Genomic DNA, 16,650 nt, shown 5'->3' with positions numbered 1-16,650 from the left:
ATAAAAAAAGCAAAAGATTGATCGCCTGTTTTAGTGCGAATCAATTGTAAAAGCCTGGGAGTTAATCTGGATAATTTATTTGGTATACGGAATCCAAACTGTCATTTCCGATTTACCTCGGTTGTTCCAGGCGTAATAGGGAATTAGTTTAATTTTTGTTTTGGAAATGTTTTCCGTTGAAACTTCGCGGTACAATTTATTTTCCCAGTTGGCGGGTTCATCTGTAATAAAATCACCTTCCAGCACAACTAGCTTCGAATTGGCAACTTCAATCTCTTTGGGCGTAAACTCAACATCAGACGGGACTTTATAGTCAAATATGCGTTTTCCTTCTTCAACGTCCGGCGATTCGAGACAATACACCACCGGACCGCGTTGCACAGCAACCTGGTTGCGGGTTTCTTCAACAAGCGGATTGGCTTCTATCAGTTTGGCTTTCATCGGGAAATTCAGTTCAATCAAGTCACCATTTTGCCAGGCTTCTGACAGTTCCACATAAGATCCTGAAGTGATCTTTTTTGTAGATGTACTTTCGTTGACTTGTAGATTTACATCGTTTGCCCAGCCGGGAATACGCAAATAAACATTAAAGTCTTTGGGGATTTCATCCAGAGAAATTCTGATATTTCCATCCCAGGGGTAATTGGTCGTTTGTGTGATTCTTATTTTCTGACCGTCGGGTAAAGTTGTTTCAAGGGAATTTGCACCATAAAAGTTTATATAAATGCCATTATCAGATAAAGAATAGGCGTATTCCTGCAGCTGTGCAATGGTACGGATGGTGTTTGGCGGACAGCAATTGCAATACGAAATATAAGGTTCGCGATCTTTCGACCAGCGTAGATCGTGGCTCAATTCGTTGGCAACCATCAGCGGATTGGTATAAAAATATCCTTTGCCATCGAGGCTCACACCTGCCAGCAGACTATTGTACATCACGGTTTCCATGATATCGGCATATTTGGCATCGGCGGTAACTTGCAGCATGCGCCAGTTCCACAACAAATTACCGATGTTGGCGCATGATTCGTTATGGGCGGTGATATTCGGAAGCTGGTAGTCACGCCCGTAAGCCTGATGCACCTGTTGAATGGAAGGTTGATCGTAAGTGGTTCCATTAGGCGAAACGCCATCATACAATGCTCCACAGGCACCGGTAATATACATTTTTCTTTCTATCAGATCGTGCCAGATGTTATTGAGTGCAATCATCAGCGAATCGTCGCCACTTTCGGCATAAACATCCGCTACACCTGCATACAGGTAATTGGCTCGCACAGCGTGCCCATTGGCTTCGGTTTGCTGATTAAAAGGAATGCGGTCCTGGTTGTGGTCGGTGCCGTTTTCAACCAGACTGCGGATCTTGATCAGGTTTTCAGCCAGTTCGAGGTACTTTGGATCGTGGGTGGTTCGGTACATTTCTACCACACCCATATAATGCGACGGGCAGATCGCATTTCGCGCCAGTTCGGCTGTTGCCCGCTCAAAAAAATCGTTAAGGTAATCCGTAGCCTTTATAGCGATGTTGAGCAGGTTCTTTTTTCCGGTTGTTCTATAATGAATACACGCTGCTGTCATCAGGTGGCCCATGTTGTAAGTCTCGAAATCCATCCGATCGGCAAACTCATGTTTAATGCTCGGATCGTTAATTTCTTTAATCGAAGTAGGAGTGTGGATATACCCGTCGTCGCGTTGCGCTTTGCCAATCATACTTATGATCTCGTCGATCTGTTCGCCCATTTGCTGGTCTTTCGAAATGGCATAAACCATAATTTCGGCCTCCAGCATCTTGTAGAAATCGCCATCGTGAAATGGTGGTCCAACGTGCGATCCGGTGTCGAGACCGGCGGCGATTTCAAAATTTTTATAGGCATGGCTGATCTCGTCATCGAGGTAGCAGCCCATCATGTGGGGCACCATCGAGTTCTTACAAACATCAAAACGTTCGGCCCAAAACCCATAGGTCCAGTGTACATCGCCGATATTGGTGCTTTTGAGCTTTGCAAATTTGCTGTTTTGGGTATTTGTAAGTGCTTTATCTTGTGCCGAAAGGTTTCCGCTCAAAGTTACGAACGCGAGAATTAGTATGATCAGATTATGCTTCATCTTTTGTCAAATTAGAATTAAACGAGTAAGTACCCGAACCAAGTTCATGAATTTCAAATCCATTTTTCATCGGAACAGAAACAGTTGCCGTTGTATTTGGTGGAACAACGACTTTCAGTTCCAGTTTATCGTCTTTCCAGTTCCATTCTGATGTAGCCGGGCCATACATCGTATCAAGCTTTGCTTTTGCAAATTCAAGTTTCTTTGTAACTATTGGTTTTATTACGATCTTTTTGTATCCCGGAGTTCTGTTATCGGTTTGTAATCCGGCGACCCTAGTATAAAGCCAGTTTCCGATAGCACCGTAAGCGTAATGATTAAAGGAATTCATCCCTTCATTTTGGAACGTGCCGTCGGGTTTTATGCCGTCCCAGCGTTCCCAAATAGTGGTGGCACCCATGGTTACCGGATACAACCACGATGGGTATTTTTTATTGAAAAGCAGTTTGTAGGCGAGGTCCGGGCGACCGATATCGGTCAGAGCATCGCAAAGTGCGGGAGTACCCAAAAATCCGGTCGTAAGATGCTGAAAATGTTCTACGTTTTTAGCCAGTTCGTCAGCCGCTTTTTCAAGGTATTCGTCAGGAATAATCCCGAAAGAAAGTGCAACGGCATAAGCCGCTTGTGTATTTGAGAGCAGCCGTCCGTTTGGCGTGATAAATTCGTTTTTAAATGCAGCTTTTATTTTCGGAAGAAGGTTGGCATATTTTTTAGCATCCTCTTCTTTCCTCAGAATCTCAGCAGTTTGCTGCATAATTTTGGTTGAATAGTAAAAATAAGCCGTTGCCAGCAAATCTTTTTCGGTATGAGCGCCTGCAAAACCATAATCGGGGGCATTGTAAATGTAACTCGAATACTCAGCAAACGACAGCCAGTCGCCAAAATGAAAGCCGGTGTTGAACAGGTAGCTTTCACCGGCTTCTCCTATCATGAATTCTTCCCAGGCCTGCATGGAGTTGTATTGCCGTTCGAGGATGCGTTTGTCAGCAAAGCGCTCGTAAACCACCCATGGAATTATAATCGCAGCATCGGCCCAACCGGTGCCGCCAAAACCATCCGACCAACCGGTGCCTCCTCCGTCTTCAATTAAATTAGGAACCACCCACGGTACATTTCCGTCTTCCCGCTGTTCGGCTTCCAGATCCTGCATCCATTTCGAGAAAAACGGAGCGGCATTTACATTGAAACAAGCGGTTGGAGCAAAAACCTGTGCATCGCCGGTCCAGCCCATGCGCTCATCGCGTTGCGGGCAGTCGGTGGGTACATCGAGGAAATTACCGCGCAGTCCCCATTGAATATTTTGCTGAAGTTGATTCACCAACGGGTCGGAGCATTCGAAACTTCCCGTAAATTCCATATCCGAATGCATCACCTCAGCCGTATAATCTTCAGGATTGATTTGGCCCGAATAATCTTCAATCTTGATGTAGCGAAAGCCCATAAACGTGAAATGCGGAGAGTAAGTTTCTATACCTTCACCGTTAAAAGTGTATTCTATGCGTTGCTTTGCCGGACGCAGGTTGGTGGTGTAGAAATTACCTTCTTTGTCGAGCACTTCAGCGTGATAAATGCTGATCTTTTCTCCCGCTATTCCTTTTAGTGAGAAGCGGATCCGGCCGACTAAATTCTGCCCAAAATCAAGAACAGTTTCGCCTTTGGGCGTCCATATTTTTTTGATTGGTTTGACTTCCCGGGTTACTTTTACTTTTGATCCTGTTGATCCTGTAAGTTCCCTGAAACCATATGCTTTTACAACTACATTTGTCCACGATTCATCATTAAAGCCTGTTTTATCCCAGGCTGTTTTTTCGCGTCGGGCATCGTAAACTTCACCGTGGTAAATTTCCGATTCCAGAATAGCGCCGGTAGATGATTTCCAGCTGTTATCGCTTACGATCGTTTCTTCTGTTCCGTCCGAAAAAGTGAGGTGCAGCTGCATCAGCAAAGCTGTTTTTTCGCCGTAATGGTTTTTCTTGCCCTGCCAGCCAAAATAGCCACGGTACCAGCCATCGCCCAAAATTGCGCCAATGGCATTTTTTCCCGTTTTTACCTGTTCAGTAACATCGTAAACCTGGTACTGTATTCGTTTTTGATACGCGGTCCAGCCGGGAGTAAATTCTTCGTCACCTACTTTCTCGCCGTTAATTTGTAGCTGGTACAAACCGTGAGCTGTGGCATAAATCCGGGCACGTTGAATAGCTTTGTCCAGATTAAATTCTTTTCGAAGAATCGGGCAGGGATTTGATTTGGTAGAATCCTCTTTGAGCTCCGGTTCAATCCATTGTGCTTTCCAGTCATCTTTACTAAGCAAACCCATTTCCCAGAAAGCCGGATCACTCCATTCTGATTCTTCGCCGAGGTTATTCCATACCTTCACCTGCCAGTACATCCGGTCGCCTGATTGCAGTTCTTTTCCGCTGTATTCAACATGAACCGACTTATCCGAAGTAATTTTTGAGCTATCCCAAACCAGATTCGTGTTGTTTTCAAGATTAGCAACTGAATATGCGCAACGGATCTGATAAGCTGTTTGTACAATGTTTTCACCGTCACATTCCAGTTTCCAACTCAGCCGGGGAGATTGACAGTCGATCCCGAGCGGATTTTGATGATACTCGCTTACTAATCCATTAACTTTTAACACGGCAATTAATTAAATACAGTTTCTATTCTTCTTCAGCTTCGTCCAGCGATTTGCTTTTCATCCAGAAAGGGGCGGTTGCAAACCATAACACCATTCCTACTACCATTAGCCAAAAGTGATTTTGTAGCGTAACAACACCTTTTAATACAAGTATCGAAGGAATGAAAGTAAATGCCAGTCCAATATAGGATATTAAAATTAACAGCTTTTTCATGATAATCCTCCTTTTCTTATAAGTTGAACGTTTGCTTTTTGTCTCTGTTGATAATAGCTAAATGCCAGGTATAATATGGCTGCCAGTATCCACTCAGGACCTACCAGAAAAGTCAGGTCCATTTTTAAATTGTGGAGCCAGTCGGGCAGCTTTCCGTCAGTCATTTGTTGCAAAAAGGCGAGATTGTCTTTTCCATATATAAACATCGAGATCAGGAAAGGTCCGAACCAGGCAATTGCCGATGGCCAGCTAAAGGTCTTGCCTGATTTTTCGGTGAAGTCGCTGATCAACCCAATTCGAGGGAACAGCCATACATCGAGGATAATGAAAGCGCCCAGCGGAACAAAGAACAGTCCGTAATAGGCTACAATTCTATCGAGATTAGCCGTAACTGCGGGGATGCAGGCGGTGACGATCATGAATGCACCGGCAGCAAAAGTTACTTTCCAGCGCTGCCAGTTTGGTGTTGCTACCTGTATGGCCAAACCTGCGCGATACAAGGTCGGGTTGGCAGTTGTCCATCCGGCAATTACAACGGCAACGGCTCCGGCAAAACCGGCTCCGTAAAGTGCAATGGTTCCGGGTTGTGGATTGGTAAAGCCATCGGCAAGATAAGCGGCACACAAAATTCCCGAAGCGATCCAGGCACCAAAGTGGCCCAGAAACATTCCAAAAGCCGAAGCAAAACCTTGTGTCCAGCTTTTTGCATAACGGAAAATAGTTACATCCGACATGCCTAAATGTTGCGTTGCATTACATAGCCAGGCAAATCCGGCTACATGCCAGAAGGTATATTTCGAATTATTTCCAATCGGTTCTCCGGTAAAAATCTGATCGCTCATGATTTGCCAAAAACCCTGCTCGGGTGTAGCTGCTTTCAGCGTAGCCAAAATTGCAATGGCCGAAGCAAAAAATACAAGTACCATCCACGGCGCACATATTTTAGAGAATTGAGCTATTTTTTCGAAACCAAGAACAGCAAGCAATGCAATAACAGTTCCCACAATCAGTGCAATAATCATCCAGGGCATGGTTGGGATTACATCGCCCATGGCGTAATTGGGATTGGGTACATCAAACGGAATAGAAATGGCCGTAACCGCAACATTTACCATCGATCCGGCCAACAGACACAGTACGATGGCGTAAAACGCACTGTAGGCAATGGTAAGGTAGGGGCCAATTATCTTTTTTAGCTGCCAGTAAATAGTGAGTCGGGTTTTTACGGCCACCGGCGAAGTTAAGAGAGCCCAACTTAAAACGGCCAGGATGTTACCCACCAGCAAACCCCATATAAAATCTTTGGCCGATACTCCATGCATCACCATTAACGGTCCGAGAACAAACTCTGTTCCGGCTACGTGTTCGCCGGCAAACATGGCAATAAATGTTTTCCAGCCGTGCAATTTCTTTTCGGAAACGGGTTCCCGGTCGTATTCATACAGTGCGTCAAGCCGTTCGATTACGCTGGACTTACCCGCCGAAAGTTCCTGGTTTGAATTCATAATTTTATTGGTTAGTAAAACTTAAATTTGAAAGGGAACAAATCTAGTTTTAATTCTTTTTATTTGCAATAAAACGTTTGCATTATTCAGAAAATAAAAAATCTCAAACCTGTTGAAATTAAAAAGAAAGAGTGGATGTAAACGTTAACATTTTTTTGTATGTTTGTGATGTAATCGAAGGGGGAAATACGAATATTATAAGGCTTTTCAGTAATTGTATTGAAGACAGTAATATTGTATTATCTGGCATTCGGTATAACTATGAATAAACAAACCAATAAAGTGAAGGATTGGCGTCAAACCTGGCTTAAATTCAAGGAGGGCGATATGGATGCATTTAATCGTATTTATGTGGCCTATTTCGACAAGCTTCATGCTTATGGTTCTAAACTCACAAACGATAATTCAATTCTCGAAGACAGCATACAGGAACTTTTTTTGCAGTTGTACACACGACGCAGCAAATTGGCCAACGATGTTAACCTGGAATACTACCTGCTGAAATCGCTAAAACTTACAATCTATCAACGTTTGCGTCGAAAAGGGAGGATGGTTTTTTCCGGTTTGGCCCGCGACGATTCCGAAAGCGGTTCTTTTATTTTTAAGCTTGAAAACGAGGAAGAGCTGTCTGAAGATGAATCAAACAAACAGTTGAGAAAAGTTTTGGGAGAACTCGATCAGAAACAACGCGAATTACTTTATTTAAAATTCTACAACAGTTTATCGTATAAAGAAATTGGTGAGATTCTGGGGATAAATCCCGACTCGGCTAAGAAGCAGGTTTACCGGATCATCAAAAAAATCAAGCAAAATCTCAATGGCTTTTCGCTTGAATTGTTTCTCTATGTTGTACAGCATAGAAAATAATCAATTAAATCTGTCCACTTTTTTGTCTCCCATTCAATTATATGGAAACGTCACGATAAAAAAATGACCACATTGGAAAAATATATAGAAGATAAACGTTTCATTCGATGGGTGTTCCAGCCCGATAAAGAAACGGAGCAGTATTACGCAGATTATTTTATGCATGATCCGGAAGAAAAGGAGGAAATGCTCAAAATTCGGGAGCAATTGCTGCAGTTCGAATTTTCAAAGAAATCTTATTCAAGCGATCTGCCTGAAAATATTTATCGAAAAATTCAGGCCGATATTATTGATCTGGAAAGAGGTAATAAGGGGAATGTAAGAGTGCTGTCGATGCTGAAATATGCGGCCGTGGCTATTTTGCTTTTGGCCAGCGGATACTTTGCTAATTATATTATTACCGGGCAAGATCACAATCACCAGTTTTCGGAAGACTTGCTGTTGATCGGAACAATGGTAGAGCCACGGCTTTATCTGGCTGATGGCAGCAGCGTAATCGTGCCCGGACCCGATTACCGGGTGGATTATCTGAGCAACGATAAAATCGTGGTGGGGAACGACACTATTGAAGTTGACCGGAAAAAAATGAATAAATCGGGAAAAGATGCACTTGTGGTTTCTTTCGGAAGGAGAGTGAAGTTGGGGCTTCCCGATAACAGCCAGGTTTGGGTAAACTCAGGTAGTCGCCTGATTTTTCCGAGTCGGTTTGAAGCAAAGAAAAGAGAGGTTTTTCTTTCAGGTGAAGGATATTTCGATGTTGAAAAAAATCCTGAACGACCGTTTTTTGTTCGCACCACAGCCATGGCAGTGAAAGTATTGGGAACGGAGTTTAATGTTTCTGCTTATCCCGAAAACGAAACTATCGAAACCGTACTGAAAGAAGGCAGTGTGCAGATTGAAGAAAACGGTCGCAGGTGGTTTGGTGAAAAGGCAGTGCTTGTACCCAACCAGAAAGCAACTTTCGACAAACAAACCCACGAAATAAAAATCGGGGCTGTAGAACACGAAAACTACACACTCTGGAAAGAAGGACTGGTGACCATTGACCAAGAGACTTTGGATGATGTTTTCAGTAAGATTGAAAGGTATTTCAACATCGATATCCAGGTGGTTGATAAGGAAAATAAGAACATTCAGATTTCAGGAAAACTCGATTTCAATGTGGGGCGCCAACGGGTGTTCGAATACATCGAGAAACTCACCGATGGCAAGTTTACTGAAGTTGGACCTGACAAATATAAATTCGAATAAAAAGAAGCCGGGAAATGGTGGCTCATCTCCCGGCTGACATTAGATACATATTAAACCTATTTACATTTAATAATTACTAACAATCAAATGTATGAAAAATGAACTAAAAACTATCTTCTCGGAAACGGGAAGACTAAAACAATTGTGGAGAATGACTAAACTAACAGTACTGGTGTCTCTGTTATTTGTGGTATCGGTTTCGGCCAAAACCACTTATTCTCAGGTAACTAAACTAAACTTAAGTCTTACAAACAAGACTGTAAAAGAAGTGTTTGAACAGGTAGAGGAGCAAAGTGAATTTGTGTTCCTGTACAAAACAAACGAAGTAGACGAAAACCGCCTGGTTTCAGTAAATGTTGAAAATGCTCAAATTAACGACATTATGGATGATGTGTTGGAAGGGCAAAATCTCGATTATTTTATTTTGGATCGGCAGGTAATCATTCGCGAGAAAGCAGAAGACGGCAGAACCGTCGTCAGTTCAGATAATTTGCCTCAAAGCAAGGTGGTTACCGGAACGGTAACCGACGCATACGGCGATCCATTGCCGGGAGCTACGATCATTATTAAAGGAACTTCTAATGGCGTTTTGTCGGGTCCCGATGGTTCGTTTTCCATTGAAAATGTTTCGAATACCGATGTTTTGGTTGTTTCATTTGTTGGAATGAAAACCGCTGAAATCCCGGTTGGTGGACAATCAACAATAAATGTTCAGCTAGAGGAAGACGTGATTGGCCTCGAAGAAGTGATAGCTGTTGGTTATGGTACCATGAAAAAAAGCGACCTGACTGGTTCGGTTATTCAGGTAAAATCGGAAGATCTTGCCAGTGTTTCAACTTCCAATCCTATTGAAGCGCTTCAGGGACGCGCTTCAGGTGTGGCAGTTGTTAATGCTGACGCTTCACCGGGTAGTACACCCACCATCAGGATTCGCGGTGTTGGTTCAATCAGCGCCGGAAATGAGCCACTGGTTGTTGTCGATGGATTTCCGCTGGTAAACAGTAATTTGAACGACATCAGCACCAACGATATCGCATCGATGGAAGTATTGAAAGATGCATCTTCTGCAGCCATTTATGGTTCAAGAGGTGCTAACGGTGTAATTCTTATCACAACCAAACAGGGTGCAAAAGGAATGAACGATCTTGAGGTGAAAGCTTCTTATGGTATTTCCACCCCTGCAAGAGTTCCTGAAATGTTGGGACGCGATGAGTTTCTTACATTTATCAATGAAGCTTATACCTATTCATCAGGTAATCCAGTTTATTCCAGTTCAAATCCGGCACCGACTTACGATACCGACTGGCAGGATGAGATCATTAAAAATTCTTCTGCAACACAGGATTATTCGATTACATTCCGCGGTGGAAAAGACAAAACAACCTACATGCTTTCCGGAAATATTTACGATCAGGAGGGAATGTTGGAGGCTTCAGGTTTCAAGAAATTTACGCTTCGTACCAACCTCGAACATGAATTCAGATCGTGGTTAACAATCGGAACCCACCTTCAGGTTGGACGCTCGCAGCGCGATGTGAGAGAAAATGCAACGGGTAATATTTTCCGTTATGGATGGCCAACCGTTCCGGTTAAAAATCCCGACGGAAGCTGGTACTACGCCACCGAAGATCCATCGATCAGTTCTTATTTCGAAGGAACCTGGAATCCGGCAGCAGAGGCGTCGGAGGTTACCAATGAATTATCTACCGACAGGATTCTAGGAGATGTTTATGCGATTTTTACTCCTGTTGAAAATGTGACGTTTAAGACAAATTATGGTGTTGATATTGCTAACGAGAAAAACTATCAATATTATACTTCAAAGTCGGCTGCAGGAATTGGTTCGGGAAGTACCGGAGTTGGACAACAAAACTACTTCAGGAAAACCAGTCAACTGACCGAAAATATTCTGACCTACTCAAATACCTGGGACAAACACCGCTTAACTGTAACGGGTGTTTATTCTTGGCAGGAATATGTTTACGAAAGTCTGTCGGCCAGTGGTTCGGGATTCGAGAACGATGCTACAGGCGCAAACGATATGTCGTATGCCAGCCAGGAAAGTATTTCAATTGGCTCGGATAAGTATTCCAACCGTTTGATTTCGTGGACTGCAAGAGCAGCTTATTCGTATGCTGATAAGTATCTGCTTACTGCAACCGGAAGATACGATGGATCTTCTCGTTTTGGTGAAAATAACAAATGGGGATTCTTCCCGTCGTTGGGTTTAGGCTGGAAAATAGACCAGGAATCATTTATGGACAACGCTGATGCAATTTCGAATTTAAAACTGAGAACGAGTTACGGTGTTACAGGTAACCAGGAGATTGGTAACTACCAGTCGCTGTCGTCGTTAAATCCTTCGTATTATGTGTTCGACGGTGTTCCTCTTTTAGGATTTGTTGAAACCATTGGTAATCCCGACTTAAAATGGGAGCGCAATACGCAATACAATATTGGAGTTGATTTAAGCTTGTGGAATCGTCTGGATTTCAATGTTGACTATTACCAGCGTAAAACCACCGATTTGCTGTATAATGTACCCATTCCAACAACCTCGGGTTACAACAGCATGCTAAAAAATATTGGCGAGGTGAAGAATGTCGGATTCGAATTTAATTTGCATGCACGAGTGGTTGATTCTGAACTGAAATGGGATGTAAGTGCTAATTTGTCGACCAATAAAAACGAAATTGTTGAGTTGTATGGCGATGTTGAGGAAATCAACCTGGGATCTTCAACAGCAGGTATTGCCCGCTATTTAATAGTTGGCGAGCCGGTAAACAGCCTTTGGGCACGTGAATCGGCCGGAATTATTACCACACAGGCAGAATTGGATGCTTACCGCGAGATACGTTCCTCTGCTCAGTTTGGGGAGGAGATGTACATGGATCATAACGATGATAAAACGATTAACAGCGAAGACTACATCAATATCGGATCGACTGAGCCGGATGTATTCTATGGAATTTCTACTAATCTTTCGTACCTAAATTTCACACTTGATATCTACGGACAGGGTGCTACCGGAATTTCGGCTCAGGACAACAACAGTACCGGTTATTTGAGTTATGGCGAAAACCAGATTCAAAACCGGAATTACCTGCCGACAAAATATGCTTACGACAGAATGTGGAGTGAAAGTAATCAGAGTGGCTCATTTCCGCGGGCAGGTGCCCAGGAGATTTATCTGTCGGACAGAACGAACGGAGACTGGAAGTATTTCGTATTGAAAAATATAAAACTGGGATACGATCTTTCTTCGTTGATCGATAATGCAAACTGGGTGAAAGAGTTGAATTTCTATGTGAATGCTCAGAATTATTTTACATCTGCCAATCACAGAGGTTATAATCCTGAAAACGGAAATACAAACTATCCTTTTGCTAAGACAATGTTGTTCGGAATCAGTGCTAAATTTTAAACTTTAAAACCATGAAACGAATGAAATTTCTAAAATATATCATACTGGGTTGTACAGTTCTCATTTTATCAAATTGTACAGATTTAACCGAGGAGCCTTATACTTTCTTGTCTCCTAATAACTACTACAACAATGCCGACGAACTGGGTACAGCTTTGGCCGGTGTTTACGACGGATACCGCGATGCATTCGACGGGTACAACAAATATGTAATGTACTTGGAAGTAGTGACGGAGTTTGGTTCTCCCGCATATGCCAAAGACAATATGCACTTGTGGAATGTGTGGAGTGATATGAATAACGCCGATAAAATGGTAATTACCAACTGGGACAATGCATACGATGTAATTAACCGGGTTAATCTGGTTATCGGACGCGGTGAAGATGTTGAAATGGATGAGGCTTTGAAACAGAGATTCTTTGCTGAAGCACGCTTTGTAAGAGCAGCAACCTACTTTAACCTGGTTCGCATGTGGGGTGGTGTTCCAATTCCGGAAACATTCACTGAAGGATTGGATGGCCTGGAAATTCCAAGAGAGTCATTTGAAGACACTTACGACTATATCATCAAGGATCTGGAGTTCTGTATTCAGAATCTGCCCAAAAAATCAGAGTACGATGCAACCGACATCTGGAGAGCATCACAAGGTGCTGCTCAATCTTTGCTGGGCGATGTTTACCTTACGTATGCCGATATGACAGGAGATGAGAGTTATTATACCCTGTCGAGGGATGTTTTGGAAGATGTAATGAGTTCAGGTGAATATGACCTGGAACCTGATTTTAAAGATTTATGGTTTTGGTGGAATACGGAAAATAAAAACGGATTGGAGTCGGTTTTTGAGATACAGTTTGCAGGCCTTAGTGGTCAGCATAATAATAATCATGTAATGTTCGGAGTAAACATTACTGAATATACACTGGGTTGTTACATGTATCGCCGTTTCCATCCTTCAATTCAGCATTACCTCACTTACAGCGATACCGATGCACGTAAAGAAGGCACTTTCCTGACCAAATTCAATACAACGGAAAAAGGAAATCCAAGTAACATTTTAGATACTTTGGTATGGCTTCCTGAAGACAAAGGTTTTTATCCGGGTACCCGCGGATGGAAAAGTGCCGGACCCGGAAATGTTAAGTTTTACGACCGTACTCCAGAATCTGCGACCTTGAAAAGACCTCAGGCTCAAATGTATGTAATACGTTATGCCGATGTGTTACTAAACTTTGCCGAAGCCGAAAACCATGTAAATGGTCCTTCAACAGCGGCTTACGATGCCATAAATGCCGTACGTAACCGTTCGAACCTCGATAACCTTCCGACCGGTTTATCGCAGGAGCAATTTGCCGATTCCATATTCCGCGAGCAGGGATGGGAATTGGTTGGTGAAGCCAAGTTGTATTACGATGAGATTCGTACCGACCGTATTGGTGAAAACGTGCAAAAGCATGTTCAGTATGGTAACGACGAAGGAATTTACATGTATGTAGAGACTCCCCTTGAAATGGTACCTTCAAAAGACTTTTTGTTTAAAATTCCACAATACGATTTCGATTCAAATCCGGCTCTGGTTCAGAACCCGGATAACTAAAGAGATTGTAACCGGTTTATATTCATAGTTTAGTTTAGATGGGGGACAATCGACAGGTTGTCTCCCTTTTTTACTTCTGAATTATGCTTGCTCTCAACTATTATTTCCTTCATAACTGAAACGTAAATTAAGATTTCCGGTATAAGCCAGTAATGAATTTCAGAACAATAATTTAGAGCTACCGGATTTACGATAAAACGTTTGCATTATTTCATGGATTTAAAATGTCAAACTGCCTGAAATTTAAACAATAGAAACGATGTAAACGTTAACATTTTTTTATACATTTGTAATCCTAAATTTTGTGAACTATGAGTTTTCGAAAACGAAATCTTTCCCATTTGTCTGTACTTCTGTTAATGGCTTTGGTTTCTCTTGCTTCGTGCAGTAAGCCAAAAACAGTAATTCTTGTTTCTGCCAACTCAAATGTTCGTACGCAGTTTGGCCTTGAGCGTTTGTCGGAGGAACTAAATAATGCAGGTTATATTTTGACATCAGAGGAGACAAAAGAGGCAAATACGGAAAGTTATAAAATCATTATCGGCAGCACTAATGATGCTGCTGTCTCCAATCTCGACTGGATAGCTGAGCCCAATACAAATAAAGAAGGCTTTCATATACAGTCGAACCAAAATACGATCGTAGTTTCAGGGGCCGATGATAGTGGTACATTGTACGGATGTATTGAACTGGCTGACCGAATCAAAAAAGAAGGCCAGTTGCCAAGGTCCATCGATTTCTCTGATCAACCCGAAATGGTACTGCGTGGTACCTGTATCGGGCTTCAAAAAACCGAATACCTTCCCGGACGCCATGTTTACGAATATCCGTATACGCCTGAGAATTTTCCCTGGTTTTACGACAAAGAACAGTGGATTGAATACCTTGATATGATGGTGGAAAACCGCTATAATTCGTTGTATTTGTGGAACGGACATCCATTTGCCTCGCTGGTAAAACTCGACGATTATCCATATGCAGTAGAAGTGGATGACGAAACTTTTAAGCTTAATGAAGAAATGTTTGGTTTCTTAACTGAAGAAGCCAACAAGCGAGGTATCTGGGTGATCCAGATGTTCTACAATATCATTGTTTCAAAACCATTTGCTGAGCACAACAACATTAAAACTCAGGATCGTGGTCGTTCAATCATTCCGCTGGTAGCCGATTACACTCAAAAGTCAGTGGCAGCGTTTATTGAAAAATATCCAAATGTGGGCCTGCTTGTTTGTTTGGGTGAGGCCATGAATACCATCGACGATGATGTGGAATGGTTTACAAAAACCATTCTTCCCGGGGTGAAAGACGGACTCGAAAAACTTGGCATTTCCGGTGAGCCGCCAATTGTCCTGCGCGCTCACGATACCGATGCCGAAAAGGTGATGAAAGCAGCGCTGCCCATTTACAAGAATCTTTACACGATGTCGAAATATAACGGCGAGTCGCTTACCACCTACGAACCACGCGATTCATGGGAAAGCATTCCTCGGAGTTTGAGTGATCTGGGATCGGTGCACATTGCCAACGTCCATATTTTGGCCAATCTCGAACCTTTCCGTTATGGTTCACCCGATTTCATTCAAAAAAGTACACAGGCTATGCACGACATTCAGGGCGCCAACGGACTGCACCTGTATCCGCAAGCCTCCTACTGGGACTGGCCTTATTCAGCCGATAAAACAGAACCACGACTGAAAGAAATGGAACGCGACTGGATCTGGTATGGAGCCTGGGGACGCTACGCCTGGAACTGCCGCCGTGATCGTACTGATGAAATAGATTACTGGATTGATCAACTGGGAGATTTCTACGGTTGTAGTCAATATGGGAAAGACATTCTGGATGCTTACGAGCAAACCGGGGAGATTGCACCAAAGTTACTTCGCAGGTTTGGAATATCGGATGGTAACCGGCAAACACTTTTGCTGGGAATGTTTATGAGCCAGTTGGTTAATCCTTACAAGTGGCATGTTTACGATAATTTTTATTCGTCGAACGGACCGGAAGGAGAGATACTTGTAAATTATGCACGCAAAGAATGGAAGGGTGAAGCGCATCACGGAGAACTGCCGACTCAGATCATCGAAGAGGTGGTGGAACACGGAAAACTCGCCGTTGGTGCCATTGAAAAAGCAGCACCACATGTGGGACTCAACAAAGAAGAATTTGAACGTTTGCGTAATGATGTACATTGTTATGATGCTTTTGCCAATTTCTTCAACCAAAAAGTAAAGGCGGCTATACTGGTCTTGCGTTATAAATATTCCAGTGATGTTGCCGATCTCGAAGCTGCGGTTCCTTTCCTCGAAAAAAGTGTGGATTACTGGAAAGAACTGGTGAATTTAACAGAGGATACATATTTGTATGCGAACAGCATGCAGACCCAGCAACGCCGTATTCCGATCACCGGTCGTGATGGTACAAACAAAACCTGGGTTGAAATGCTGCCGCATTATCAAAACGAACTCGATAATTTTAAGCGTAATATCGAAACCTTGAAAACAACCGGTGCAGGAGGTCAGGAAGCTCCTGTTCTTCAACCGGCAAAAGTAAAAGTGCTGAATAAAAATGCTAAAACCTATTCGCTGTTGCCCGGGCAAAAAGCCTATTCCGATCAGAACACTGTGATTGAAGAAGTAGCTGATGAACTGCAGTTACTGCAGGGCATTCAGTTTTCGGATAAAAGTCAGCAGGAAGATGGTACTGTTCTTCGCTTTGAAAACGATAAGCCGGTAAAAGTGGTTGTGGGTTATTTCAATACCAACAGTTACTCGGCGCTGCGTCCGCCAACACTTGAAACTAACGCCGCAGCCAACGACCGCGGACAGGCCGACATAAAAATCGCTAACGCTATGCGTTTTAATGGTTTGTACCCCGTAAATGTATACACATATTTATATGAACCGGGAGTGAATGAACTCAATCTTGGAAAAGGGCGGGTACTTATCCTTGGATTTATCGATGGCGATGTGGAAATTCCGGTTCACGATGCCGGAATCTCTGAAACAAAAGATGGAGTACCCGTAGACTGGTTATTTTATTAA

The 16,650-nt window shown here is 43.0% G+C and carries 9 protein-coding genes; 5 read left to right on the top strand and 4 right to left on the bottom strand.

What is annotated here, in order from left to right; all coding sequences use genetic code 11:
- Window positions 1–75 precede the first annotated feature (75 nt).
- Genes WFY05_RS19970 through WFY05_RS19955 form a run of 4 tightly spaced genes read right to left on the bottom strand, consistent with a single transcriptional unit; the run spans window position 76 to window position 6,469 of the window.
- Complete coding sequence (locus tag WFY05_RS19970) at window positions 76–2,106, bottom strand: aceric acid hydrolase (protein WP_340114699.1); 2,031 nt, start codon at window positions 2,104–2,106, stop codon at window positions 76–78.
- The gene (locus WFY05_RS19965; RefSeq protein WP_340114698.1) at window positions 2,096–4,750 is read right to left on the bottom strand and encodes a family 78 glycoside hydrolase catalytic domain; all 2,655 of its coding nucleotides are present in this window, start codon (window positions 4,748–4,750) and stop codon (window positions 2,096–2,098) included. The genes WFY05_RS19970 and WFY05_RS19965 overlap by 11 nt, the downstream gene beginning before the upstream one ends.
- Window positions 4,751–4,772: 22 nt before the next feature.
- The gene (locus tag WFY05_RS19960) at window positions 4,773–4,964 is read right to left on the bottom strand and encodes a hypothetical protein (RefSeq protein ID WP_340114697.1); all 192 of its coding nucleotides are present in this window, start codon (window positions 4,962–4,964) and stop codon (window positions 4,773–4,775) included.
- Window positions 4,961–6,469 (bottom strand): purine-cytosine permease family protein, encoded by a 1,509-nt coding sequence (locus WFY05_RS19955; protein WP_340114696.1) that lies wholly within the window; start codon window positions 6,467–6,469, stop codon window positions 4,961–4,963. The genes WFY05_RS19960 and WFY05_RS19955 overlap by 4 nt, the downstream gene beginning before the upstream one ends.
- Before the next feature lie 261 nt (window positions 6,470–6,730).
- On the opposite strand from WFY05_RS19955, the gene WFY05_RS19950 reads away from it, so the two are divergent.
- From WFY05_RS19950 to WFY05_RS19930, 5 genes are all read left to right on the top strand, one after another.
- Entirely contained in the window at window positions 6,731–7,336 is a 606-nt protein-coding gene (locus tag WFY05_RS19950) for an RNA polymerase sigma factor (RefSeq protein WP_340114695.1), read from the top strand.
- A gap of 63 nt (window positions 7,337–7,399) precedes the next feature.
- Window positions 7,400–8,587, top strand: coding sequence for a FecR family protein (locus WFY05_RS19945; RefSeq protein WP_340114694.1), 1,188 nt, complete (start codon window positions 7,400–7,402; stop codon window positions 8,585–8,587).
- 151 nt (window positions 8,588–8,738) lie between these two features.
- Window positions 8,739–12,011 (top strand): TonB-dependent receptor, encoded by a 3,273-nt coding sequence (locus WFY05_RS19940; RefSeq protein ID WP_340114693.1) that lies wholly within the window; start codon window positions 8,739–8,741, stop codon window positions 12,009–12,011.
- An 11-nt stretch (window positions 12,012–12,022) separates the two neighbouring features.
- Window positions 12,023–13,606, top strand: coding sequence for a RagB/SusD family nutrient uptake outer membrane protein (locus WFY05_RS19935; protein ID WP_340114692.1), 1,584 nt, complete (start codon window positions 12,023–12,025; stop codon window positions 13,604–13,606).
- Between the two features lie 311 nt (window positions 13,607–13,917).
- Window positions 13,918–16,650 carry an alpha-d-galacturonidase gene (locus WFY05_RS19930; protein WP_340114691.1) on the top strand — a complete coding sequence of 911 codons (2,733 nt, stop codon included), beginning with the start codon at window positions 13,918–13,920 and terminating at the stop codon, window positions 16,648–16,650.

This window comes from Maribellus mangrovi, assembly GCF_037646455.1.
GTDB classification, from domain to species: Bacteria; Bacteroidota; Bacteroidia; order Bacteroidales; family Prolixibacteraceae; genus Draconibacterium; species Draconibacterium mangrovi_A.
The sequence above is the reverse complement of the archived record's forward strand: the minus strand, read 5'-3'. Positions and strand labels throughout refer to the sequence as shown.

Bases quoted from the DNA above. Each gene is read 5' to 3' on its own strand.
- WFY05_RS19930 (WP_340114691.1), top strand. From the start codon at position 13,918: ATGAGTTTTCGAAAACGAAATCTTTCCCATTTGTCTGTACTTCTGTTA.
- WFY05_RS19955 (WP_340114696.1), bottom strand. From the start codon at position 6,469: ATGAATTCAAACCAGGAACTTTCGGCGGGTAAGTCCAGCGTAATCGAA.
- WFY05_RS19960 (WP_340114697.1), bottom strand. From the start codon at position 4,964: ATGAAAAAGCTGTTAATTTTAATATCCTATATTGGACTGGCATTTACT.
- WFY05_RS19945 (WP_340114694.1), top strand. From the start codon at position 7,400: ATGACCACATTGGAAAAATATATAGAAGATAAACGTTTCATTCGATGG.
- WFY05_RS19950 (WP_340114695.1), top strand. From the start codon at position 6,731: ATGAATAAACAAACCAATAAAGTGAAGGATTGGCGTCAAACCTGGCTT.
- WFY05_RS19940 (WP_340114693.1), top strand. From the start codon at position 8,739: ATGACTAAACTAACAGTACTGGTGTCTCTGTTATTTGTGGTATCGGTT.
- WFY05_RS19935 (WP_340114692.1), top strand. From the start codon at position 12,023: ATGAAACGAATGAAATTTCTAAAATATATCATACTGGGTTGTACAGTT.
- WFY05_RS19970 (WP_340114699.1), bottom strand. From the start codon at position 2,106: ATGAAGCATAATCTGATCATACTAATTCTCGCGTTCGTAACTTTGAGC.